Origin of the sequence: Chryseobacterium luquanense, assembly GCF_026460945.1 — a bacterium.
GTDB classification, from domain to species: domain Bacteria; phylum Bacteroidota; class Bacteroidia; order Flavobacteriales; family Weeksellaceae; genus Chryseobacterium; species Chryseobacterium luquanense.
Genome location: NZ_JAOVZV010000015.1, coordinates 1 through 24,315, shown reverse-complemented (window position 1 = coordinate 24,315; position 24,315 = coordinate 1). Strand labels below are relative to the sequence as shown.

Genomic DNA, 24,315 nt, shown 5'->3' with positions numbered 1-24,315 from the left:
GATTACTTTTCTATTTCTTTATCGATAATATCACGAAGTTCTTTCAATTGTTTCTGTGAAAGCTTTGAATTGGAAGTAAAAAACGACGCAAACTGTGTCACAGAACTGTTAAAAAAACGGTCAATCATTGAAGTCATTTCTTCTTTGAAGTATTCACCTTTCGCTACTTTCGGAAAGTATTCGCGTGAATTTCCATATAGTGTAAAGCCTACTAAATCTTTATTCTGCATTCTTTTTAACAAAGTTGCAACTGTTGTTGCCGCAGGTTTGGGTTCAGGATAATATTCCAGAATGTCTTTCATGAATGCTTTTTCTTTTGCCCAAAGAATATCCATTAAAGTTTTTTCGGAATTGGTTAATTTTATCTCATTCATATTCTACAATATTTAAATTTATTCTACAAATGTAGAATAAAAATTTAAATACACAATTTTTTATGGCATTATTTTTCCAATAAAAAAATAAACCAACTTTAAATATATTATGAATAAATTACTCTTACCCATTTTATTAGCTTCTGCAACGACGATTTTTTCGTGTCAGGGAAAAGGAAAGCCGAGTGAGCCGTCTGCAAAAGAAGAAAAAGCAAATACCGATTACAAACCTGCTTTTGCTGGTCAAACCAGAATTAAAGCTGTAAAAACAGAAACACCTTATCGGGTTGAAATTTTAACTAAAGATTTAGGCAAACCTTGGGGAATTGTCAATTTGCCTGATGGAAAGTTTTTAATTACTGAAAAATCAGGTTTTATGAACGTTGTTTCATCCGACGGAAAACAAGTTTCTAAAATTGGAGGTTTCCCAAAAGTAGACTCAAAAGGACAAGGCGGAATGCTTGATGTTGCGCTTGATCCGGATTTTAAAACAAACAATATTATCTATTTCTGCTATTCTGAACCTTATGAAGGTGGAAATCATACTGCTGTAGCAAAAGGAAAACTTTCTGCAGACATGAAAAGTATTTCTGAGGTAAAAGTTATTTTCCGTGCAACGCCAACCTATGACGGAGATAAACATTACGGAAGCCGATTGGTTTTTGATAAAGACGAAAATCTTTTTGTAAGCACAGGTGAAAGATCAGATAAGGAAACCCGAGTTTATGCTCAGAAAACAGATAATTATCTAGGTAAAATTTTAAAAATTACAAGAGACGGAAAAGCGGTAGCAGGAAATCCTTTTATCGGAAAAGGCGGTTATAAACCTGAAATTTATGCTTTCGGAATTCGTAGTCCGCAAGGTTTGGCTTTAGATGAAAAAGGTCAGCTTTGGGATATTGAAATGGGACCGAGAGGAGGAGATGAAATCAATCTTATTCAACCCGGAAAAAATTACGGATGGGGAGATGTGACGTATGGAATTGAATATTCAGGAGAAAAAATCAATAATGGAACAACACAAAAAGCTGGAACCGAGCAACCTGTTTATTATTGGGATCCTGTAGTTTCTCCGAGTGGTGTAACATTTTATACTGGAAATATTGAAGAATGGAAAAATAATTTATTCATTGCCTGTTTGAGCGGACAACATATCAACAGAATTGTGATGAAAGACAATAAAGTTGTTGGTGAAGAACGTCTTCTTTTAGATCAAAAGGAACGGTTCCGTGATGTATTGAACAGTTCTGACGGAAATCTTTATGGAATTACAGATAGCGGAAAGTTGTATAAAATTTCTAAAAAATAAACCCAATACAATCTTAACAATACGCTATTCTTTAAAAAGTTCGGGCACAAAATCTTTGATTTTGCGCCCGAACTTTTATCAGTTATTTTAATGAATTTAAGCTTCCTCCAAATGCACGGTAAAGTGTCTTAAAATTTCAGGTTCCCAAGTGATATTGTAACCTTTTGAAATTTCGCCTCTTCTTTCATACACATTATTTACTGCAGCAGCAATATAATCCATGTGATTATTCGTATATGTTCTTCTCGGGATTGCCAAACGAACCAACTCTAATTTTGGATAACGGTTCTCTCTGGTTTCAGGATCTCTGTCTGCTAATAAAGTTCCGATTTCTACGGTTCTAATTCCTGCTTCTTTGTAGATTTCAAGACCTAAAGTCTGCGCCGGATATTCTGCTCGAGGAACATTCGGTAAGAAATTTAATGAGTCGATGAAAACGGCATGTCCGCCAATTGGTTTTTGTACAGGAATTCCGTATTCGATCAGTTTATTTCCAAGATACTCAACCTGTGAAATTCTGCTTTCTAAATAAGCAAACTCAGTCGCTTCATCAAGACCAACTGCCAAAGCGGCCATATCTCTTCCCGCCATTCCACCGTAAGTGATGAAACCTTCATAAATAATCGTAAAGTTTGATGCTTTTCTGAAAACATCTTCATTATTTAAAGCAATAAACCCTCCGATGTTGACCAAACCGTCTTTCTTAGAACTCATCGTCATACCTTCTCCGTAAGAAAATATTTCTTTACAGATTTCTTTGATGCTTCTATTTTCCTGACCTGCTTCTCTTTTTTTGATGAAGTAAGCGTTTTCGGCAAACCTTGCTGAATCAAAAAATACTGGAATTCCGTATTGATCTGAAAGCTCTTTCACCGCTTTCATATTTTCAAGAGAAACAGGTTGTCCTCCGGAAGAATTGCAGGTAATCGTAATCAGACAGAAAGGAATTTTTTCTTTTGGATGAGATTTATAAACTTCTTCTAATTTTTCAAGATTAATATTTCCTTTAAACGGATGAAGATCATTAATATCAAAAGCCTCATCAATCGTACAGTCGATTGCGTGAGCTTTTCTGATTTCTATATGTCCTTTTGTTGTGTCAAAATGAGAGTTTCCGGGAATTACGTCTCCGTCTTTTACCAAAACCGAAAACAAAACATTTTCAGCAGCTCTTCCTTGGTGAGTAGGTAATAAATATTTAAAACCTGTAATGCTCTTTACGGTATTGTGCAATTGCTCGAATGAACGAGAACCTGCATAGCTTTCGTCTCCGGTCATTAAAGCTCCCCATTGTCTGTCAGACATTGCTCCGGTTCCTGAGTCTGTTAAAAGATCGATATAAACCTGTGAAGATTTTAGATTAAATAAATTGAACTTTGCATCTTTCAGCCATTGTTCTCTTTCGTCTCTTGTTGATTGACGGATTTCTTCGACCATTTTGATACGAAACGGTTCTGCATATGGTAATTCCATGTGATATTATTTTTAATTTGTATTAAAGAAAAATTGAATTGAAATGAATTTCAAATCATCAAATGTATTTAAAGGAGTAAAAGAAATTTACTCAGGAGCTTTAAATATATTATCATCCGAATGAAAACCTGCAACACCACCGCTTACTGCAAATTTCATTGCAGTAGCTGCTGTCATACCAACAACGGGTTTTATATTTTTTTCTTCGGTAACAATCACCCAGCCTGAAATTGCATAAGAATGCGGAAGATAAACCGCTACAAAATTATGTTTGTGTACATCTGCCATTTCTTTTTGAGTAAGAAATCCTATTCTCCAGATTTCTGGATTTTCGTTGGTTTTTACCCAAACTGGATCGCTGAATTTTTTCTTATCTCCCACAAATGAAGACATTACGTCTTTTGTAGGCGAATAAATATGCTTGATTCCCGGAGTTTTTTCTAAAAGTCTGTCAACTGCATCAACAAAAAATCTTCCGACAACAAATTTATTTCCTAAATACCCTAATAAAGCAGTTACAAATAGAGTTGAAATAAATACCAATCCCGGAATTTCTTTAGCAACCGACGGAATAATGTTATCTATAGAAGTGATTACAAACCAAATTACATAGATTGTAAGCCCAATTGGACCAATAATAATCAACCCCTGAAAAAAGTTTTTCAAGAAGAAGTTGGTTATGTTTTCGAATGTTGGTTTCTTCAATTGACGCTAATTATCCGTGTATAGTTTCTTTATTTCCGTAAGATTTTATGATTTTTGCTTCGTATTCCAGCCATTCTTCCCATCTTTTATTTACTTGTTCAGGATCACCAAGTTCTCTTGCAAATCCGATAAAAGTAGTGTAATGATTGGCTTCAGAAATCATAAGTTCTTTATAGAATTTTTTTAATTCTTCGTCTTTAATGTTTTCTGTTAAAACTTTAAATCGTTCACAACTTCTCGCTTCGATCATTGCTGCAAAAAGCATTTTGTCAACAATCAAAGTGTCTCTGTGGCCACCTTTTTGGATGAAATTTACCAATTCATTCACGTAATCGTCTTTTCTGGTGCGCCCAAATTTGTAACCACGTTTTTTGATGATTTCAAGAACCTGTCCGAAATGTTCTAATTCTTCCTGAGCAATTGCCAAAAGTTCTGTCACAATATCGGGACGCTCTGGAAGCATTGTGATAAGACCAATCGCATTGGTTGCTGCTTTTTGCTCACACCAAGCATGATCGGTTAAAATTTCCTGAATGTTGTCCTCTGCAATATTTGCCCACCTTGGATCGGTTGGGAGTTTCAACTTAAACATATGCTAAAAATTTCTGTAAATTTAGAATAATTTGGATTAAAATGAAAAAATTATTTGAAACGCTATTCATTGAAAATTTGAAATAATTAAATTTGAAACAGTAAGATAATTAATTGTTTAAGACTGATTTATGGTTTAGGTCCAATCTAATTAAGCAATACGCTTTGATAATATCTTTAGATATTTGCTTAATCTACCTTGAAATTTTAAAATTCTTAATGGTTCAAACTATTGCGAAGCGGTTTTTAATCTTAAAAATTCAAGAATTTTCCAGCCAAATGAATCGAATTTTTTCAAACCTGTTGCAATGATAAAGGCTAAAATAACATTAATAACATAAATTAAAATCATCAAAATCCACCACGGCATTAATTCTTTCATTGGAACGACCAAAAAATAAACGAGAGATGAACTGATTCCTTGTCCGAAATAAAAGAAAATGGCGTTTTTTCCGATGTGTGTAACAAAATTTTCTTTGGTGATTTTTAATCTGTTGTACAGAACAAATAAAGTTGTCAACGAAAATAATGTCCAAATGATATAAGGGATTTTCGGTGGGAATTTTTGTTTATTGATTTTAAAGAAAATTTCGTTTCCAAAATACCAAAACATCCATAATAATGCTGCAGCAACCAATGCGTAAAGTACAGGAATAATTTTTCCCGGAATTGTTTTTCCTTTCAATCTGTTGGCGACAAGAAAAACAGTCATGTAAAAAGCGACGTAACCTACCTGTCCGTTCGGATATAATTCAGGGAAAATATTAAATATTAAAGTTAAAGCAATGCAAATTCCGATAAACCAATTGACATGTTTTGGGAAAAATCTTAAAATTAAAACTCCGAAAACCGTTAAAATAAAATAGACTTTCAAATACCAAAAACTTCCCATGACAACCGGAAAAGTATCTGCATTTGAATATTCATGAAGATACCAATTCCCTAAATTTTGCCATTGCGGAACCGTTGAAATACTTGTTGCAGCATATTTCGAACCGAAAGTAGAGTAAATTTTCTGTAACCATTCGAGTGAGAAAAAGGTAAGTCCGAAAATTTTGAAGAAATAATCTAAAAAGAAAAGCAGTGTAACGAAAATCATATACGTTATTTGCAGTTTTAGCAGTCTGTAAAATGTCTTTTCGATATTTGAACCTGAAGTAATTCCGCTTAAAGCATAGAAAAGAGCAACATCAAAAACCAATGAAAATACTCTGAGTTCCGGAATAATATAAAACTGTCCCGACCAAAATACCGTATGGATAAATATAATAGAAAGCGTGGCTAAACCTTTCGCAAAATCGATGTAGAGATCTCTGTTCATCTAAAGTGAAATATTTTTCAAAAGTACAAATAAAACAGGAGCAATTTAATTTCTATATTTGGAGAATTAATCACAAAATTATGAAGCATATTTTTAGCCTTGTTTTGACTGTTTTAATTTGTTTAAACTTTTCAGCACAGGGAAACCGTTTTACTTATGAATATCAATTCAGAATTGATTCTACAAAAACAGACAGTCTCAAAAAGGAATTTATGAATCTCGATATTTTTCCTAACAAATCTTATTTTTATGGGCAGGCTCAATATGCAAGCGATTCTGCGATGAACCATTCAATTATTCAGCAGAGAAAATCTACTCCTAACAGTATAAGCTATTCTTCCACTACGGATGAGTGGAATATCTCTTATTTGATTGAAAAATCATATCCAGGTTTTAAGACAACATGGTTTACCAATATTGAGCAAACCAATATGATTGTTGAAGAAACTCCGGTTTTTAAGTGGAATATTCTTCCTGAAACTCAGAAAATTGAAAATTACAATTGTCAGAAAGCAACCACAAATTTTGGCGGAAGAATTTGGGAAGCGTGGTTTTCAAAAGATTTACCTTTTCCGGATGGCCCGTATAAATTTAATGGTTTGCCTGGATTAATTGTAAAACTAGAAGATAAAACAAAATCCCATCAGTTTTTATTAAAAGGAAACAAGAAATTGAAAACTGAAGATCATTCATGGGACTATATTTTAGGACTACAAAAAGAGGCGGATCATGAATTTAAAGGTGTGAAAGTAAGTCCGGCTCAGTACAAAAAGCAATATATGTCTTATAAAAATGATCCTGCAAAAGATGTGAAACTTGATTTGGCAGATCTTCGTACAACAATGACTGTAACTACTGAGTCTGGAGCAAAATTGACAAGCAATGCTGAGGTTATTAAATATATGGAAGAGTCTATGGGAAAAAAATATAAAACGAATAATAATCAGCTTGAATTAAATTTACACAAAAAATAGAAAAATTCTCAAAATCATGTTGTTAGTAAATAAATAATCAGTACATTTGCACCTCGAATTAACTAAAAATTTATAGACAATGTTTGCAATTGTAGAAATAGCAGGGCTTCAATATAAAGTTGAGCAAGACCAGAAGTTGTTTGTGAACCGTTTGAAAGGAGATAAAGGAGGAAAAGTATCTTTCGATAAAATCTTACTTACTGTAAACGGAGCAATCACTGTAGGCGCCCCAGCTGTAAGCGGTATCACTGTAGAGGCAGAGATCCTTGACCACGTAAAAGCTGATAAAGTAATCATCTTCAAAAAGAAAAGAAGAAAAGGTTATGAAGTTAAAAACGGTCACAGACAATCTTTAACTCAGATCAAAATCACTGGTATTACAGGATTTGACAGTAAAAAAGCAGAGAAGCCTGCTAAAAAAACAACTAAAAAAGCTGACGCTGCTGAAAGCGCAGAATAATTGTTAAACCAAAAAACCTTAGAATAAAATGGCACACAAGAAAGGAGTTGGTAGTTCCAAAAACGGTAGAGAATCTCATTCTAAAAGATTAGGTGTGAAGATTTTCGGTGGACAAGACGCTATTGCTGGTAACATTATTATCAGACAAAGAGGTACTCAACATCACCCAGGTGAAAATGTTGGTATGGGTAAAGATCACACTTTGCACGCTCTTGTTGACGGTAAAGTAGTTTTCAGAAAGAAAGCAAACAACAGATCTTACGTATCTATTGAGCCGAACGCATAATTAAAAAGCGTTCTATAAAAAATAAAATCCTCAGCATTTTTGTTGAGGATTTTTTGTGTTCTTATGAATCTGTAATAGATTTTTTTCTTGCAAGTTAGATAAAAATAATATTTCTATAATTCCTATTGACCACCAAACAGGATATTTAAAGAGAAGATACCAAAGATTAAAGCTATCAACAATTGTAAATTTTTTATAAATGTTGATAGTTTCAATTGTGTTTGATGTATAAGGAATTAATATAAAGAAAATTAAAAATATAGATATTTTCGTAAAACGATTTGACTTAATTTTTTTCCTATTTCTGAATATATAAATATTGATTGCTAAGACTAAAATAAAGAATACAATATCATAATATGTAAACGACATAAAAGGTTCCGCTGGTTCATTAAAGAAATATATTGTTGAGAAATCTTAAAATCCAAACTGGAAACCTGCTTTAATCCCGAACTTAGAAACATCTTGTCTATCCAGATAATTTCCTCTCCAGTTGAAATCTACACGGAAGATTCTGATGTTTCCGAAACCGATATTTTCAATACCAAAACCATATTCGTAATAAATTTGCTGATCTGGAGCTGAATATTTTAAATTGTCAACGTTGATGTTTTTAGAATTATCACTTAAGGAACCATAAGCTCCTCTGATAAAGGCAACTTCTCTTAATTTTAACTTTTTAATTAAAGGAATAAAAGAAAGGATCTTGCCGTTAAAATGATGCTCAATATGCATTGTTGAATAGGTGTCTGCTACAAATTCATAATAATTTAATTGAGCGAAAGTATTCGGAACTAAACCATACGATTGGTTTCCGGGAATAATGTTCTGTAGAGCCAACGGAACGGCGTCAAAGTTTTTCCCCGCTTCAAAACTGAATAAAGTTTTTCCCCAGCTTCCCAAAAGAATCGGTTTGTAGAACATGAACTGCAGCTTATTGTAATTAAAATCAGCATTAAATAAGCCTTCAATTCCTCTCGTGTATTTTAAAACAATTGTTGGAGCTAAAGTTCCGTGCTCATATCGGTCAACTCCGGTTTGAGAGAATTTTGCTCCCGGTCTTGCAATTAAACTAAATGTAACGTGAGAATCATTCGTGGTTTTTCTCAAATTTCCATTTTGATAGTACATCAAATTAAAACCATCCGGATTAGCAGATTTAATACTTTGCATTGTTCCATCAACTCTGATTTGGAAGTTTTTCCAAGGCTCGATTGATGTAAAAACACTAGTCTGGTTAACTGAACTTAAAGATGCATTTTCTCCTCTCGCAAAAACCGTTGAAGACGCGAATGAGCGTGATAAAATTCCGTCTTCAGTTGTTAATTGTACCCCAAGTTGTGTGATGTCTCTCTTCGTTCCGGCTCCTACCATAAAACGGTTCACTCTGTTAAACATATAACGTCCTTCAACTCCGTATTTGAATTGCTGGTCTTTAAAACCATAAGCATTATAAAATTCAACTCTCCAAGGGTCGTTTTGAGTGAAGTAGGTTCTTGCTCCCAATCTGATTCTGTCGCCTTCTACTTCATTTTTTCCGTAGATTGATGTGATAGGTCCCAGATCAATTCCTTTTGTAACGTTATAATATCTTGAGGCAAGTGTTTCAGTTAATTTTATGATTCTGTTGAATTTCGGAGTTTGTTGAAGTTTATCAAGCATTTCATAGACTCCTTGTTCTTGTTTTGAAAGAGAATCTGGTCTTGCTGTTGCCCAAAAAGCTTCATCTTTTTCTACAAAGCTGTCGTCATATTCCTCCTTTTTTCTTGTGAAAATAGAGTCTGCTAAAGGTTTATTAAAATCATATTCCGAATAATCTACAGATCGTTTGGCGATAATACTTTTTGCACTTTTCTTTTTTGCAAAAGGGGTCATTTCAATTTCTGTGACGAATTTTTTAGGGAGAAAAGTTTCATCATCCGGATTATCATATTCAAGCTCTGTAGAAATTGCATTGATGAAATTAACGTTGATCTTATTTGTCGACTTTAATGTAGCGCCTAAAACTGCGTAGGAATCGGTATCAATATAAAGATAGCCCTGAAAAGCTAAAACTTCAGTTCTTCGTGGTTGGTATCTTATTTTATAGGCATTTTCTCCATTTACAGCAATTGTGTCAACTAAATTATAATCATACGTGCTAAAACCATCAGTTCCGACTGGACTTGGAAATCCAATATCGAAATAGTTTAACGTATTGTCATAAATATTTATGTCTCGGTATAAATTCTTTGCCGTAAGCGTAATGACTTGGTTATCTTGAAAACCTGAAGTTTTCTGAGCAACTAATAGTTTTTTACTTTTTTTGTTGGGTTTGTTTTCTCCGAAGTTTTTATAAATCGATTCATTTAAAAAAATTGGGAGTGCCATTTTTCCACTTGCGGTAGAATCGGCATAATCAAAGATAAAATCAAGTTTATTGAATATTTTACGATTCATAAATGCACTGTCAAGATTATTGGCATCAAACTGAATTTTTTCGTATTCTTTGAAAGTATAAGTATCGAATTTTTCTAAACCGTTATTTCTTTTTCGTTTCCAGACTTCCTGCATAATTCGGTAAGCAGGGTTTTCTTTTTTGCTTTTGTACTTGGTTTTTTCGTTATGAATCACAACTTCTTCAATGCTGCTAACTTTTTCCTGAGAAAGTTTTATAACTAAATTATTCGCATTGTCAACTGAAATGTCAACGGTTTCAAAAGCGTAGTTTTTTCGTGTAAATTTTAGCTTGTAAATAATAGAATCAGATTGCACACTGAAATTCCCTGTAGTGGTTGTTAATGCAGCTTTATTGCTGTCATTAATGAAAACTTCAACGCCGGAAATTTCTTTATTGGTTTTTTCGTCTATAATTTTACCGTTTGCTGTGTTTTGTGCATAAGATAATCCTGATAATAGGAGACAAATATATAGGAAACAGTATTTTAATTGGTTGATTGACATCATTCGTTTCTTCGAGCATTTAGCTTAAACAAAAAGTGTGCTGATTATTTCAAAATATGAAATGTTTTCATAGATTTTTACCATCGGTCACAAAACTGCAAATGTAACGAAAATAAATCTACGAATATTGCGCTGAGATAACGGTTGGTTTAGAAAAATGATAATTGAGAATATTGTTAAAAATAAAACATATTGAAATCAAAAAAGACCTACAATAATGTAAGTCTTTTTTGCTCCCCCTATTGACAAGAACTAGAACCAATTTTTGCTGTAAATCAGTATGTTAGTCTATTTTAAAACCCCTTGCAGGACTCGAAACATTAACAACATTAACTAATTGAGAAATATTTCTTCAGTTTCTATCATTTTTCCTTTAAGAACTAATGGGAAAAAAATAGTCTCTTGCTCGAAGTAAGACTTCATCTGAGGTAAAAGTTCTTATTACAAAATCCTTCCCACCACTCGTTATCCATTGTCCTTTTTGTACCTCTAATTCTTTATTTGGATCATTAACAATAACACCGTTTTCATTATAAATCCATTGTAACCCATTTTCATTCATAAACGTGCATGATGCAGATTCATAACTAATTTTAAAGAAAACTCCAGTCCTCCTATCAATTAGCAAAGTACTTGTGTCTTCTAAAATAACTTCTATCCACTTTGGATAGTTTTGATTAAATATATTTATCATTTTTTTCCTCTTCTAATTTTGCAATTTTTCCTCTCCATTCCTCTAACATTTCTTCTTCCATTTCATCATCATAGCTTGGTTTGTTATCATTATTAGTACAATTATTTAAAAAATTACACACTACAATCTACAGTAGCAAAATCAATAATCGTGAGATACCATTTCCCGCTAATATTAGTTATGTAAAAAATAAATGTTCCCGACTCACTATTTACAATTACTCTTCGGCTTTTCAATTCAAGTTTTTTAAATTTTGTCAAATCTTTTTCCAATTCAATTTTCTTTGTTGAATCCATTTCTTGACCTATAATATCATAATAATTTTTCTTAAAAAACACTACTGATTCAGATAAAGTATGAAAATTATTTTCTGAAGAAATAAAAATACCTTTCTTTTCAATATTTTCACATTCAAAAAAGGATTATTCTGTAAATTCAATTTTATTTAAATTTTCTGCTCTATAGTTTTCTAAAAAAGATTGATAAGGAATTCCTATTGTTATAAATCCCTTTTCCTCACATTTATTTTTTAAACAAACATTTTGAACTTTCTCCCAACTATTATTAGATCCTTTCGTAGTAATAAAAATCAATCCAGTATTTTTATTAATTAATTGATTGAATTTTGTAGAATTCTTTCTATTATAAATTTCTATTACTTTTTTTGAAAATACTTCTATTTCTTTATTTTGTCCCTCTACAGGATTACATCCTAAAAATAGAATCGATGTAATTATTATTAATATTATGTTTTTCATAAACATTCACTTAATTGCTAAACACTACAATCAGTTGAAACAAAATCTATTATTGAAAGATACCACCTCCCTTCTATTTCGGTTACGTGAAAAATAAAAGTATTTCCAAAATAATTAGCTTCAGTCTTATATGAAAGAACTATTCTTCTACTATCTCTTTCCCAATTTTGAATTGGTTTTATTTCTTGCTTGAATTTAGCAATATGTCTTTTAGATTCTTCTGTATTATCATAAGATTTGGAAATTATATAATTTTCTATTGTGTTTGATAATAATTCTGCTGCTTTTTTATTATTTATAAAAAATAACCCTTTTTTACTTATTGAGTCACATTCTATAACAACATCCGTTTTAACGGTATCTAGTTTAAAGTTATGTCCAGTTTTTTGTTTTTAAATTGCTTCTCTATACCAATATGGAACACTTATTTCATTTTTACAAGATCGAACTTACACATATCTGTTTATCATTCTTCCACAAATCCACAGTTCCAATTCTATATATGAAGTAAATCCCTAGATTGGGATGAATTAATTTATTTAATTTTGTATAATCTTTTGCATTATAATATTTTACAATTTGGTAAATAGTTTCTTGGAAATTAGTTTGATCAATTTTGATTTCAACTTTATCATTCTTGTATAAAACTTATTCTTTTAATTTTTCAGATTTTTTTATTCTATTTTCACTTTTGTAGCAGGATAATAGAATAAACATTAATAAGAATGTTAGTAATTGTTTCATAATTATAGCATCATGTAGAGTTTGACCCTCTCTTGCGGTTTTCTTTTGAGCTTCCACATGAATGATAAATATTTCCCACGATAGATTGCATTATTTTTACAGTTAATTAACTATTTTATAATTACAGAACATCCTTTATAGATAACTCCGTCAACAGTAATGAACGTTTCATATAAAGTGTTTTCTTCTGATAAATTGTATTCACATATTCTACCATTCTTTACATTTTCCAAACCGATGTAATTTATATATCCATGTATTTTATGCGAAGTGTCAGAAAAAGAAAAATAAACCCCAGAATCAACTTTATTGATATTATAGTTGTAGTTTATATTATATTTTTTTTCATTGCCGGTTACAGGATCAGTAAAAAACAATACATTTTTATATATTTTGGCATTCCAAAATGGCTCATAGCCTTCCATTTCAAATTTTAATTTTTGTGAAAATATTTTATTTAGAAAGTCTTTTGTAGAAAGTTTATCTAATTGATGTAAATTTTCATTTTTTATCCATTCTATCTTTCCGTTGGCAAGAACTTTTATAGAATCTTTTTTTATGCTACCTATGAATAAATATTTTGCTTTATTGTTACTGAAAATTTCTTGCGAAAAAATAAGATAACAAGTGAGTGCTAATAAAACGGTGCATATTAGTTTTTTTTTCATTCTATTAAGATTTATGTGGATTTCCTTTCAAAATGGGAGGCCAAGAATTTTTATCGTTTGCCATTGGAATTTTATATGATGGACTTCCCCAATATCTCTCATGATCAAAGTGTGGAATTTCATCAATTGGGACATCCATATTTTTTAATATTGAGTAAAATTTATTGTAATCAAAATCTGTAGGATCCGAATGTCCATCAGGAATCCCTCTATCAACTTCTATGTGTGGAACAACAATTGGCCAACAATCTTGTGTGTCTGAAGCTTCCACATATAATTTAGCCAAAGATTGATATTGTTGTTCAGTAGGGGTACTTGGTGAGCCATAATTAATTTCAATATGAAACATCTGACCTTTTAAATTAAGTTTGGATTCTGCCTTAGTTGCCCAAACATTTTTTTCTGTAAATGGCCAAATTTCTATAACAATACCATCAGGCATAATATATTTATGTGCTTTACTTCTTGTTTTATTAGGAGAATCAAATTTCGTATGAGTTTTAATAGATTTTTCTGACATATTTCCTGCTGTACAATGTATTACAAAATGACTCCTATATAGAGGATCTATTGGGCAAATTTCTCTCTTACTTGTGACTTCAAACCATTTACTAGGTTGATCCAACCAAACTCTGTCTTTTGGGATGCCTTCTCCCAGATCCATATTATCGCCACAATACACTACTTTATCTTTCAAACTTGGAACTTCTACATATATACAAAGTTTTAATTTTTTGTCTTTATCGGAAGTTATTTTACTGATCCAGTTTTGCGTAATTTTGTCGTCTATATTGTTTAGATTGATTGTGAAAACTGCGAACATCTCTCCATCTCCGTCTGTATCATAATAGTCTATTTTTGTTGTAAAAATCCCTTGAACATCTTTTTTATCCTGCAAAAAAGAAACTTCTTTGTATTCGTCTTTATTTATTATTCCTTTCTCTAAAATTTTTACCTTTACTTCGGTTCCAATAGGAATGTTAAGCGTATCTACTACAATATGAACTTCATCTTTTATAGATGCCGATTTTATTTGCTCATAAGTTATTTTTTTATCTTTCTCTTCTACTTTTTTTGCAAAATAAGCGTCTTTAATAACAGGTGTATCTCCGTATATCTCTTTTAATTCATTATTTGTAACTGTTTGCTTAGTATCAGTAATGGTAATTTTTATGGGAGGTTGTGGTTTTTCAGGTGTTTCCACTTTTTTCATGGGTGGGAAAATCGGGAACTTTACTCTCATTTGGATTACAAGATGTTGTAAACAAACCCGCAAATAAAACAAATACAAATCCTGCATTATATAACCCCTTACCAAATTTGACATCTAATTTATGCTGTAGTTCGATAAGCCAAGATATTTTTTTATGTTTTCTCATAGATTTCTAACATAGAAAGAAGTTCTCCATATATTTCAGCATAAGAGCCATCAAGAACAATTCTATTTTTTAAATCTTTGAATATAGGTATAACATTACGATCGTTTAAAGCGCATATAAATCCATCACTAACAAGTTTTTCGACATTTACTGCCGCATTGTTTTGCGAGTTCATCTTGAGGTTATTGTACATTTTCTTTGTTTTGACTTTCTCACTTAAAGGAATATCCGGAATTTTAATGTAACTGATTTCATCAAAATACTTATTATTTTTTAATCTTTTTATCCTATGTTTAAAAATCGGAAATAAAATCCATTCTTCAGATTTATAACTAAATAATTCAACATTCTCCTTAAAGATAAAAAGGATGCTTAAAAGAGTCTATTGATAAAGTGGTGGAGTTATTATGCTCATATATTATTAATCCTGTCTCATCTGTTATTGCAATATCTGAAAAATATGAAAGACTATCTTCATAACTATGAGACGCTACTTTAATAAAGGAGTCTTTTGTATAGGATATTTTTAAAGAAAATTCATCATTTTTCTTTTTTTCATTTGTAGATATTGAAGTTCGGCTCGGTTCAACAGAAAAATTAGTTTTTCTGTCTGAAACTTCTTTACATTGATAAAAACTAAGAAAATTAAAATTGTTATAATGTTTTGCATTATTTATTATTTATTATTGATTATTGATTATTTACAACTATTCCTCTCCATCTCGTTTTTGTTTCTTTTCCAACAATAAAAGTTTCAGTTTCTGCATGCCTTTCTTCCAAAATAATCCTAACAGGAAAATAATGAAATTTTATTTTAAACAAATTACCATTTTCATCTTTAACATCATTTCTAGTAACTATTTTGGTTCTTCCATCTAAATAAGGAGCCAAAAATCCAACAAAATCGTTTATTATGGGATTTTTTTTAGTTCAATTAATTCATTTTCATATTGAATATCATTATTATAGGTTTTCTCCGAAATTAATTTCCCTTTTTGATTATATTTTTTAATTATTTTATAATCATTTCCAAATTTATCAGGGTGATAATAGATACTTTCTTCTACTTTTCCTAAACTATCAAAAACTTTCCACGTTCCAACAGGAACTCCCATAGAATTATATTCTCCTTGGCATCCTGTTTCTTTGATTTTTCCATTGGAAAAATATTTAATAGACAAAAAAATGCACAAACAAGTGTCTTTTTTGGTGACAATCAAACTGTCTTTTCTAAGTTGTTTTTCAATTATATAACCTTCAGGAGAATATGAAATAAAAACAAGCTCACCCTTTTTTTTATTTTTATCATAAAGAATACTTTCAACTTTTCCATTTTTATGGTATTTTTTACTGATAATGCTATCATCATATTTTTCCTGAACAATAGAAGAAGGTATATTTTTAATGGTATTATTTTGCTTCCTACATCCATTAATTATTGATATTGCAGAAATAATGGATAAAAAAGTAATATGTTTCATTTAAAAATTTTTCTCAATATTTTCTATTAATCCTTTTGATAACTGTTCTGCCATTTTTTTATTTTTTCAATATTACAATTCTTGATGTTTTTGATAATAATCTAAATATTTTTTCATAAAATTTTTATAACTAGTATAATCCAAATCATATAAATAACTAACAACATCATAATATAATGCACATGATTGTTGAAAATCTAATGAACCATAATATTGATTTTTATCTTTCAGATATTTGGAATAAAAATTTTTCCCAATATCCATATTATAAATAATTTCTTCAAATGTAACTCCTTCATCACTTTGTATTGGTATCTCATTTAATTGAGCATCAATACTACACCACCGACTAATTTCTTTAATGTTATTAATTGCACATGGCTTATGAGTATTACTATCCATATAATTATTGAGGTATTGTTGAAGATTACAATAATTATACTGACTATTTTTTTTATAATTATCAAAAGTATTTTTGAAACATCGATTGGTAAAATATGTAGCAACATACACTTTTTCTTTAGTATATATCTGAACCAACGAATCGTATGAAGAAACGCGACTACTTTGAACAATACTCGCACTTTTTGTTTCTTTACATCGAACGAAACAACAAATTACGATTGCAATAATAAAAAAATTAAAAATTTTTCTCCACATAACTAATAATACCATCTTTTACAGCTTTGCCTATTTTGTCTTTATTGGTCTTAATATTTTGTTGGTTTGTTGAACTTCCTATTCCACCAAATTCCATTAATATCCCAGCTTCTCCCTTAAAGTTATTCAATACAGCTAATGTGTTGAACCTGGTATAGCCTTTTACTTGTCGTATATTATTAGTTGGCACTGTTACTAGTGGTTTCAACTTCTCCATTATTTCTTGCGCCATGTCTTTACTATTAATTTCATTATTCTTCCCTTGCTGATATACTGAAAATACACTATTATCTGTACCAGAATTTAAATGAATACTAACAAAAATATCCCCTTTTTTCTCATTAGCAGATTCATATCTCCAATTTAATGGGCCTTTAGGGTCTACATTAATATCATCTTCCCTCGTCATATAAACCTTAATATTTTCTTTGTCTAACTCGCTTTTGATAGCTTTACTAATGATTAAAGCATAATCTTTTTCATATTCTTTTTCATCACCAGCACCGGGATCAAAAACTGAATTCTTCGAGTTATTATCTCCATGACCCGGATCTATCACTATCACCGGATTTTTCCGTCTTACAATAAAAGCTTTCGCATCTGTATCTAACCAGTAATTGTCTTCCTTTCTTCCATCCGTTTGGCCGTCGGGGTTTTTTCCACAATATGTAATATTATCTCCTTCTGCTTTAACTTTTAGACTTAATTTTAATTTTTTATCGCTTGCTTTCGCTATTTTATTTCTCCATTCTGCCAATTTTTTTTCTTCTTTATCGTCCTTACTTGGTTTGAGAGTTATCTTAAAAATAGCATATCCATCGTTTCCGACTTTTTCTTTATATGTGTCACCAGAATTTTTATCATCTGTAAAGGAAAGTTTTTCATATACTTTCTCACTTATTATTTTGTCTTTATCCATTATATTAAGTGAGATTTCTTTACCTACCAAACTAATTGTATCAACCATTACATAAACAGTTTCTCCCAATGCCGAAGATTTTATTTTTTCATATTCTTTCGTTTCTTCACTTTTACGAGCAAAATATGCATCCACAACACAAGAGCCTTCAGGAAAATCACTATTAGGAGGGTTGTTCATGGTTTGCTTTTGATTGGAATTTGTAATCGTAATCTTTGTACGAGGACTCTCTCTTTCTGTGGTCGGTGTAGTTCTTGTTTCAGAGGGAACATTTTCAATTTTATCTTTACTATTGGGTTGGCAAGAAGTAAGACTCAAACAACCGAATAATGCCAATAAAAATCCTGCGTGATATAATCCCTTTCCAAATTTGATGTCTAATTTATGTTGTAGCTCCGTAATCCAAGATATTTTTTTATGCTTCCTCATAGCTTATTTCTTTTAATTCGTAAATAAATTTCTTTTGATAATTTTCTCCCAAGGAAAACACTAGGGTAAGGTTATGTTCCAAGACTTCTTTGGTTTTAGAGTCAAATAAAATAAATCCTTCATATTTATTCAATGTAGGAACATCTTTTTCTTTATTATATGAAATTTGCTTCCTTTCCATTTCTTCATAAAATTGTTCCCAATTTTTATCGGAAGATAATTTGCCCGTATAACTTAAAGTTATTAACTGCTCTTTTTCATCGATACTTTGTAGCTGTGCTTGCTCTTCTATATCCATCACGGTATTATTCATCAAGTTTCTATAACGTACAATATGGTTTTGGTTATTTTCCTTGTTGTATTTGCCATAAAACTTATGAAGGATTAGCCCGAATTGATTGTTTTTTAATAAGTCATCACAAACCATATTTCCGTTGTTATAAAATGCGTTAAGGAACTTGAAGCTGTTTTCTGCATGTCTTCCTACATAAGATCCGGAAAGTTTTTTAGTAATTTCTTTTGACTTCTCCTGCAAAACTGGTAAATCTTTTAATATTTTAAGTTTTGCATACTCATCTGTTACTACTTTTATCTCATCATTTATTCTTGCAACATATGCTAGGAAATCTTTCTCGGAAAGTGATAATTCTTTATCCCTGTGTTCTCTGTTAAAGGTTTCAATATGAAACTCGAATCTACCATTCTCAATTGCTTGCAATGTTACATGCAATATTTTGTTCAGTTCACTTCTATGTGTTTTTCCATTTATTATGGTATATTCATTATAAGAATAACGATAAAACTTTCTCTCAAAAGAAAGCTGGAGAGAAATATTTATTGGGAAATTGTTATTGTTTTCCATTGCTATACACTACAATCTGTTGATGCATAATCTATTATTGTCAAATATCATTTGTTTTTTATCAATGTGATATAAAAAATAAATGTTCCATTTTCACTATTTACAACGATACGTCTACTGTTATCTTCTATATTTTCTATTTTTCTATATAAATATTCCATTTCTTCTTTATATCCAATATCCATCTCTTCACCTACTATACTTATAATTTTTTATAAAAAAGAATATTGATTCTGACAAAGTATGATATTTACCCTTTGATGATACAAAAATTCCTTTTTTCTCAATTTTTTCACATTCAAAATATGTTTTGTTTGTATATTCTAAATAAATTAAGTCTGACTTAATAATCGTATCTTTTTCTAAAAAATCTTGATAAGGAAAACCAATAGAACATTTTTCATTTTTATTAGCAAAACATACTTCTTTTGTGCTAATCCAATTATTGTTCGCTCCAATAGTTGTAATAAAATGAATTCCTAAATCTTTATTGATAAGAGAATTGAATTTTATACTATTCTTTTCAGAATATGATGTAATTACATCATTAATAAAATAATCAATATTCCTTTTCTGACTATATACAAATGAGTAAGTAGAAAAAAATAGAAGGACTATTAGTATATTTTGTAGTTTCTTCATAAACATTTTACTATACATACTACCGATTGTATTTTTTATTCATCATTAATTTTAAAGGTATTTTTCATTTTGTACAATGTAGTTACATAATCCCCTTCATTAAACTGTTCTTGTTTATAACCAGCTACCTTTACACGCTCGCCACTATAAATCTTAATAACCTTATTTCCTTCTTTTAAAATAATACACTTCAATTGATTTTTATTTAAACTTACAAGGCATTTGTCTTCATCAATAAAAATTTCATACATATTGTCATTTTTATCTTTTAAATTATATGCATTTTTCCACATAGATAAAATTTTGTTATTATTATTTATAACAATTTCTTTAGCTAACTGTTTATTCTCAATACATAAAGAATCATCTTCACTACCTATTCCACAAATAAAATAATCTAAAGAAGGTTCTTTGAATGCATACAATTGTACTTTATTAGTACTTACTTCTGACAAATAAAAATATGAACCCCCATTTATTTTCATTTTATATTTTTTGTTATTCATTGAAATATCTGCATTTATCCAAAAAGGAAATTCAGTTGCTGCATAATGAATTGTATGATGGCTTACTGTATCACTTAACAAAATAATTTTTTTAACTTTTTTCTTACTTAACGTTTTCCAATTTTTACATAATTCATAGTCATAAATATTACTGCCCAACAAATTATCACAAGATTTGGTAATATTAGAAATGACAATATCTTTTTTTTGTGCATTATAAAAATGAATATTTGCAACAAATAGCATAATTAATAAAATAGTTTTTTTCATAAGCATAAATATGGCAACATTGCATCATAAACCGTTTTTCCTTCTAATGGTTCTTTACTACATAAATCTTCATGTACCTTTACTTCATTTATTGTAAGATTGTAATGGGTAATTAAAAAGTCAAGCAAACAAGCTACTGATTTAGCTTGCTCATTTGTTACTTCCTCCCAATGATCATGTGGTACTTTATCCCCTGCTGCTCCAATTCTTTTGTTTCCATCTTTATCATATGAATAACCACATGTTTCTATAGCTATACTATTACCATTTCCCCAACCAGCATCTTTTGTTGCTTGAAATTGAGCAACTCCCATGTGACTACCTTTATTATTCAAACTTATGGCATGATAAATTGTACCATCATAATCAATGACAAAATGAGCCCCATAACCTTCTGATTTCATGTGATTCAAAGTTCCAGAAGCCTTTCCTCCCGCAGTTCTATGGAGCACAATAATAGCAACATCATTTGGCATAGCGGTTTTATTACAACTATCAATTTTATTCTTGGTTACTTTACTTCCTACCACATAGCCTTCATTATCTACAGTGTAGTCACAACAAGAACAATACTTTATTTCTAACCTTTCTCCATCTTTATTCAAAAACTCATGAGTTTCATCAGGAAACGTTATTTCATTTTGGGTTTCAGTAATTTCTGCTTTAAAATATAGAAAAGCATTTTTATCTTTTCGCTGGTCAAATTTTTCAACCAATTTCTTTAGATCATCATCACTTTTGGGGCGTAGAGTAATCTCTTGTTGATAGACCATTCTTCCGTCAATCTTAAACTCTATTTTATCTTTTTCTTCTTCACCAATTAAAAATTTAATTGGATTTTCATATACCTGTTCCCCATTTTCTAGTTTATTCTCATTTATTTGTATAGAAAGATTTCCGGAAGTCCCTTCACAATTAGCTACTACCCATACCTTTTTCTTAACAGATGCTTTATTTATTTGTAAGGGATCATAAGCAGGTTTTCCATCTTCGTCTTGTTGATGAATATTTTCTTCCCATTTTATCTTTACGGATTCTCCTTTTTTTAATTTTGTACCATCTGAAAGCATTTTAGTATTATCTGCAGAATCTAGTACTTGAATATTCTTAAATTCTTTTTTAAGTTTTTTAAGGTCACCCTCTTTTTTATCTTTTATAGACTTTACCGTTGCTCCATTTACACTTTGAACACTATATGATTCTTCTTTGCTTTCCCATTTCATTTTAGGTTTTTGCTCTGCAAAATAGATTTTCACCCCATTCACTTCATGATCAAGCTGATGTGGCATATCATATACTTTTTGGTTCGGGTTTACTGAATAATCATCTTTTTCTTGAGAAGAAGAACTGCCATTTTTTTCCTGCGATCCAGGACTATTTTCAACATATTGATGAGAAATTAAACTACCTGACATTTTGTTTTATTTTAATCTAAAGAAAGAAAATCAAATTTTGTATAATACACTTTATTTTCGGTAAAGTTCCATTCAATATTCAAATCGCCCAATAAAAAAGTATGGCGATTATAAAACGGAGGGCTATCTATAACTTTACCGTTACTATCTTCTAAAACAGCATATGCTTTTTTGTAATCAGCCTCGCTTGTTAAAGAAGCGTGATACATGTTTTCCTCAACAAAAATCTTTAATATATACTTATTATTTGGACTTTTATATATTCCATATTCATAATATCTGGATCGGAAAAGATACAGACTTGTAATGGCTACAAGTAATATTGCAACAATCCAAAAAAAAATTATTTTCATAAGTCAAATATAATGTTAACGTTTTCAGTGTGTAAAGTAGAATATAAATAGAAATCATATCCTTTTTTATGATCATCTCTATAATTTCTATAGTCCTTGTTTGTTACTACGTAATATTCTTTTTTCAAATCAGAATCGGGTTCTTCTCTTTGTATTTCAACCGTTTTACCATCGTTACAAACCTTCCAGAATCCTAGGGGTTGAGATGGTTTTTTCGGGTTATCATCTACAAAATCAAACCCGTCTTTAACATAGTAGTGTAATTTTTCAACCTTAATTCGAATGTAATCATCCATTAGGAGCCGGTCTATATATTCTAATTTTCCTGTAGCAAAAACATGATAATTAAAATTAGCTATTGCTGCTATAAAATCATCAATTCCTTCTTTAATAATATGAATCCCCAAATCAAAATTCCCATTAAATGGTTGAGAGTTAAAATAGTATTTTTCATACTTAGGTACTTTTTCACCATTATAATCTAATATATTTGTATCGGTCACGCCAAATGTTGTGGTTTTATTTCCTTTTGTTGGTTTTATTACTATACCATCATTTATCATTTTATTAATTTCTCCTTGCAAAGATTCTTGGATTTTGTTACTCCATGCACTATTTGGCTGTCTTAATTTACTTGTCGTTTCAGAATGAAAATCCCCAAACTCACTGTTCACTTCAGATGACTCTTGGGTTATCCATTCCCATGTTACCGCATCAAGTTTTGGGTCTACAAATTTTTTATTTGAATTATTTCCTTCTTTAAACCATGTTTTTTGTAATTTTTCACCATTTACAAACCCTTTAATATTCAATAATTTGGGTATATATCTGACAAAATGAATTATAAAGCTATTATTAGCTACAAGTTCATTTTCATTCATTACAACACTAAAAAACAATTCAATCTTATTAGGTAGATATTGTTTCTTTTGTATTTTTTTGGCAACCTGGTTATAAAACACATAATTTATTGTAAAATCATGGGAATTCTCTACATCCTTTTTTAAATCCCAATCTTTAGATGTGTATACATGAACTTTTTCTAATTTTTCACTTAAATTTTTTGCATAGATTTTTACTTTATATTTTTTTGCTTTACTTTTTGGCACTGGATGAAAAGTCATATTGATTTTATCGTTTTCAAAATCTAAAAAAAGAACCATATTATTATTTTTTTAAAAAGGCGTATAATATTCCATCTTTAGGAGATGTTTCATCATTTGTATTTTCCATTTTTCTTTCTTGTTTTTTTATAACAGCCACATTTGGTGTTGGCTCACAAGTAATAAAAGACTCTTTTATCAAAACTTTCTGTTCCTGTACAATAGAAGTTCCCAAGTTCTGCCAAGGGCTTAATTTTATCACACTCATACATGGAGGTGGAGTTTGTCCAGACCATTTTGGATGCCCACAAGTTCCTTTAAACTGTAAATTAATCATATTATTTCCGTCACCCTCTGTTGCCCATAACTGATCCTGAAGATTAATTTCGTTAGACGTAACTTTTAAATCTCCTAAAGCTTGTGCATAAGGACATTTGAGTTTTGCTCCATGCATAACAACTTCTCTTTTCTCAAGAGGAGAATCTTCTTTTGATTTTTTTTGTTTTTCCTCTCTCTTTTTATTAAGTTTTGCATTGTGTTCTGAACTACTTTTCCCCTTTTTGGATGTGGCAGAAGTTTTAGATTTTCCAATAATTGTCAAGTCCGAATCTTTGTTGAGATCGGAATCATGTTCATCGGCAACAAATGAAAATTTATTATTTTTCATAATATTCCATTTTATCCTTTACTGACTTTAACGTCTTTTCCTCCTTGAAACACTGCCAAAGAAGACCCTCTTAATTTTAAATCTCCCATAGAAGTTTGTATATCCGCTTCTCCGGAAACACTTTTAAACTTATTTCCTGTATTTTCGGTTTGATCCTGCTTAACAGTAACATTTTTGTTTTCCGATACTTGAGTGTAGATTTTTGTAATAGCTTCAGTATGATCATTCCCAACATAAATATTACTATTCTTCCCTATACTAGTTGTCATGTTTCTTCCTGCTGAAATATTAATATCTTCCCCCGCCGTAAACGTCATATTCTTCGGTGC

The 24,315-nt window shown here is 30.5% G+C and carries 25 protein-coding genes and 2 pseudogenes; 4 read left to right on the top strand and 23 right to left on the bottom strand.

What is annotated here, in order from left to right:
• Positions 1-2: 2 nt before the first annotated feature.
• Positions 3-374 carry a BlaI/MecI/CopY family transcriptional regulator gene (locus tag OEA66_RS12675; protein ID WP_267281725.1) on the bottom strand — a complete coding sequence of 124 codons (372 nt, stop codon included), beginning with the start codon at positions 372-374 and terminating at the stop codon, positions 3-5.
• 109 nt (positions 375-483) lie between these two features.
• Here OEA66_RS12675 and OEA66_RS12670 point away from each other — a divergent pair, with 109 nt between their 5' ends.
• Positions 484-1,683 (top strand): PQQ-dependent sugar dehydrogenase, encoded by a 1,200-nt coding sequence (locus OEA66_RS12670; RefSeq protein WP_267281724.1) that lies wholly within the window; start codon positions 484-486, stop codon positions 1,681-1,683.
• Positions 1,684-1,779: 96 nt separating this feature from the next.
• Here OEA66_RS12670 and tnaA read toward each other — a convergent pair whose 3' ends face one another.
• From tnaA to OEA66_RS12650, 4 genes are all read right to left on the bottom strand, one after another.
• Positions 1,780-3,156, bottom strand: a complete 1,377-nt coding sequence (gene tnaA / locus OEA66_RS12665) for a tryptophanase TnaA (RefSeq protein WP_267281723.1) — start codon at positions 3,154-3,156, stop codon at positions 1,780-1,782.
• An 87-nt stretch (positions 3,157-3,243) separates the two neighbouring features.
• Positions 3,244-3,861: a DUF502 domain-containing protein gene (locus OEA66_RS12660; RefSeq protein WP_267281722.1), complete on the bottom strand. Its 618-nt coding sequence runs from the start codon at positions 3,859-3,861 to the stop codon at positions 3,244-3,246.
• A 10-nt stretch (positions 3,862-3,871) separates the two neighbouring features.
• Positions 3,872-4,453 (bottom strand): MiaE family protein, encoded by a 582-nt coding sequence (locus OEA66_RS12655; RefSeq protein ID WP_267281721.1) that lies wholly within the window; start codon positions 4,451-4,453, stop codon positions 3,872-3,874.
• 228 nt (positions 4,454-4,681) lie between these two features.
• Positions 4,682-5,773 carry an acyltransferase family protein gene (locus tag OEA66_RS12650; RefSeq protein ID WP_267281720.1) on the bottom strand — a complete coding sequence of 364 codons (1,092 nt, stop codon included), beginning with the start codon at positions 5,771-5,773 and terminating at the stop codon, positions 4,682-4,684.
• An 80-nt stretch (positions 5,774-5,853) separates the two neighbouring features.
• On the opposite strand from OEA66_RS12650, the gene OEA66_RS12645 reads away from it, so the two are divergent.
• From OEA66_RS12645 to rpmA, 3 genes and pseudogenes are all read left to right on the top strand, one after another.
• The gene (locus OEA66_RS12645) at positions 5,854-6,747 is read left to right on the top strand and encodes a GLPGLI family protein (protein ID WP_267281719.1); all 894 of its coding nucleotides are present in this window, start codon (positions 5,854-5,856) and stop codon (positions 6,745-6,747) included.
• 79 nt (positions 6,748-6,826) lie between these two features.
• Positions 6,827-7,204: pseudogene (rplU, locus tag OEA66_RS12640) on the top strand (50S ribosomal protein L21); the annotation flags it as partial.
• A gap of 31 nt (positions 7,205-7,235) precedes the next feature.
• On the top strand, positions 7,236-7,493 hold the full coding sequence (gene rpmA, locus OEA66_RS12635; protein WP_034677604.1) for a 50S ribosomal protein L27: 258 nt from the start codon (positions 7,236-7,238) through the stop codon (positions 7,491-7,493).
• Between the two features lie 417 nt (positions 7,494-7,910).
• Here the strand turns inward: rpmA and OEA66_RS12630 are convergent, their stop codons facing one another.
• From OEA66_RS12630 to OEA66_RS12545, 18 genes and pseudogenes are all read right to left on the bottom strand, one after another.
• The gene (locus OEA66_RS12630; RefSeq protein ID WP_267281717.1) at positions 7,911-10,439 is read right to left on the bottom strand and encodes a DUF5686 family protein; all 2,529 of its coding nucleotides are present in this window, start codon (positions 10,437-10,439) and stop codon (positions 7,911-7,913) included.
• Between the two features lie 370 nt (positions 10,440-10,809).
• On the bottom strand, positions 10,810-11,130 hold the full coding sequence (locus tag OEA66_RS12625) for a hypothetical protein (RefSeq protein WP_267281716.1): 321 nt from the start codon (positions 11,128-11,130) through the stop codon (positions 10,810-10,812).
• 422 nt (positions 11,131-11,552) lie between these two features.
• The gene (locus OEA66_RS12620; RefSeq protein ID WP_267281715.1) at positions 11,553-11,888 is read right to left on the bottom strand and encodes a hypothetical protein; all 336 of its coding nucleotides are present in this window, start codon (positions 11,886-11,888) and stop codon (positions 11,553-11,555) included.
• A gap of 854 nt (positions 11,889-12,742) precedes the next feature.
• Positions 12,743-13,300 (bottom strand): hypothetical protein, encoded by a 558-nt coding sequence (locus tag OEA66_RS12615; protein WP_267281714.1) that lies wholly within the window; start codon positions 13,298-13,300, stop codon positions 12,743-12,745.
• Positions 13,301-13,304: 4 nt separating this feature from the next.
• A complete protein-coding gene (locus OEA66_RS12610) occupies positions 13,305-14,513 on the bottom strand; it encodes a peptidoglycan recognition protein family protein (protein WP_267281713.1) in 1,209 nt (402 codons plus the stop codon).
• Positions 14,514-14,665: 152 nt separating this feature from the next.
• Positions 14,666-14,854 (bottom strand): hypothetical protein, encoded by a 189-nt coding sequence (locus tag OEA66_RS12605; protein ID WP_267281712.1) that lies wholly within the window; start codon positions 14,852-14,854, stop codon positions 14,666-14,668.
• A gap of 515 nt (positions 14,855-15,369) precedes the next feature.
• Entirely contained in the window at positions 15,370-15,570 is a 201-nt protein-coding gene (locus OEA66_RS12600) for a hypothetical protein (protein ID WP_267281711.1), read from the bottom strand.
• A gap of 20 nt (positions 15,571-15,590) precedes the next feature.
• Positions 15,591-16,160, bottom strand: a complete 570-nt coding sequence (locus tag OEA66_RS12595) for a hypothetical protein (protein WP_267281710.1) — start codon at positions 16,158-16,160, stop codon at positions 15,591-15,593.
• Positions 16,161-16,232: 72 nt separating this feature from the next.
• Positions 16,233-16,562 (bottom strand): hypothetical protein, encoded by a 330-nt coding sequence (locus OEA66_RS12590; protein ID WP_267281709.1) that lies wholly within the window; start codon positions 16,560-16,562, stop codon positions 16,233-16,235.
• A gap of 238 nt (positions 16,563-16,800) precedes the next feature.
• Positions 16,801-18,168 (bottom strand): N-acetylmuramoyl-L-alanine amidase, encoded by a 1,368-nt coding sequence (locus OEA66_RS12585; protein WP_267281708.1) that lies wholly within the window; start codon positions 18,166-18,168, stop codon positions 16,801-16,803.
• Positions 18,155-19,030 carry a hypothetical protein gene (locus OEA66_RS12580; RefSeq protein WP_267281707.1) on the bottom strand — a complete coding sequence of 292 codons (876 nt, stop codon included), beginning with the start codon at positions 19,028-19,030 and terminating at the stop codon, positions 18,155-18,157. Before OEA66_RS12580 ends, OEA66_RS12585 begins: the two co-directional genes overlap by 14 nt.
• A gap of 189 nt (positions 19,031-19,219) precedes the next feature.
• Positions 19,220-19,672 carry a hypothetical protein gene (locus OEA66_RS12575; protein ID WP_267281706.1) on the bottom strand — a complete coding sequence of 151 codons (453 nt, stop codon included), beginning with the start codon at positions 19,670-19,672 and terminating at the stop codon, positions 19,220-19,222.
• A 35-nt stretch (positions 19,673-19,707) separates the two neighbouring features.
• Entirely contained in the window at positions 19,708-20,448 is a 741-nt protein-coding gene (locus tag OEA66_RS12570) for a hypothetical protein (protein WP_267281705.1), read from the bottom strand.
• Positions 20,445-21,863, bottom strand: a complete 1,419-nt coding sequence (locus tag OEA66_RS12565) for a peptidoglycan recognition protein family protein (protein WP_267281704.1) — start codon at positions 21,861-21,863, stop codon at positions 20,445-20,447. Before OEA66_RS12565 ends, OEA66_RS12570 begins: the two co-directional genes overlap by 4 nt.
• An 11-nt stretch (positions 21,864-21,874) precedes the next feature.
• Positions 21,875-22,216 (bottom strand): hypothetical protein, encoded by a 342-nt coding sequence (locus OEA66_RS12560; protein ID WP_267281703.1) that lies wholly within the window; start codon positions 22,214-22,216, stop codon positions 21,875-21,877.
• Complete coding sequence (locus tag OEA66_RS12555; RefSeq protein WP_267281702.1) at positions 22,213-23,379, bottom strand: DUF6402 family protein; 1,167 nt, start codon at positions 23,377-23,379, stop codon at positions 22,213-22,215. Before OEA66_RS12555 ends, OEA66_RS12560 begins: the two co-directional genes overlap by 4 nt.
• A 4-nt stretch (positions 23,380-23,383) precedes the next feature.
• Positions 23,384-23,986: a PAAR-like protein gene (locus tag OEA66_RS12550; RefSeq protein ID WP_267281701.1), complete on the bottom strand. Its 603-nt coding sequence runs from the start codon at positions 23,984-23,986 to the stop codon at positions 23,384-23,386.
• 11 nt (positions 23,987-23,997) lie between these two features.
• A pseudogene (locus OEA66_RS12545) lies at positions 23,998-24,315 on the bottom strand (hypothetical protein); the annotation flags it as partial.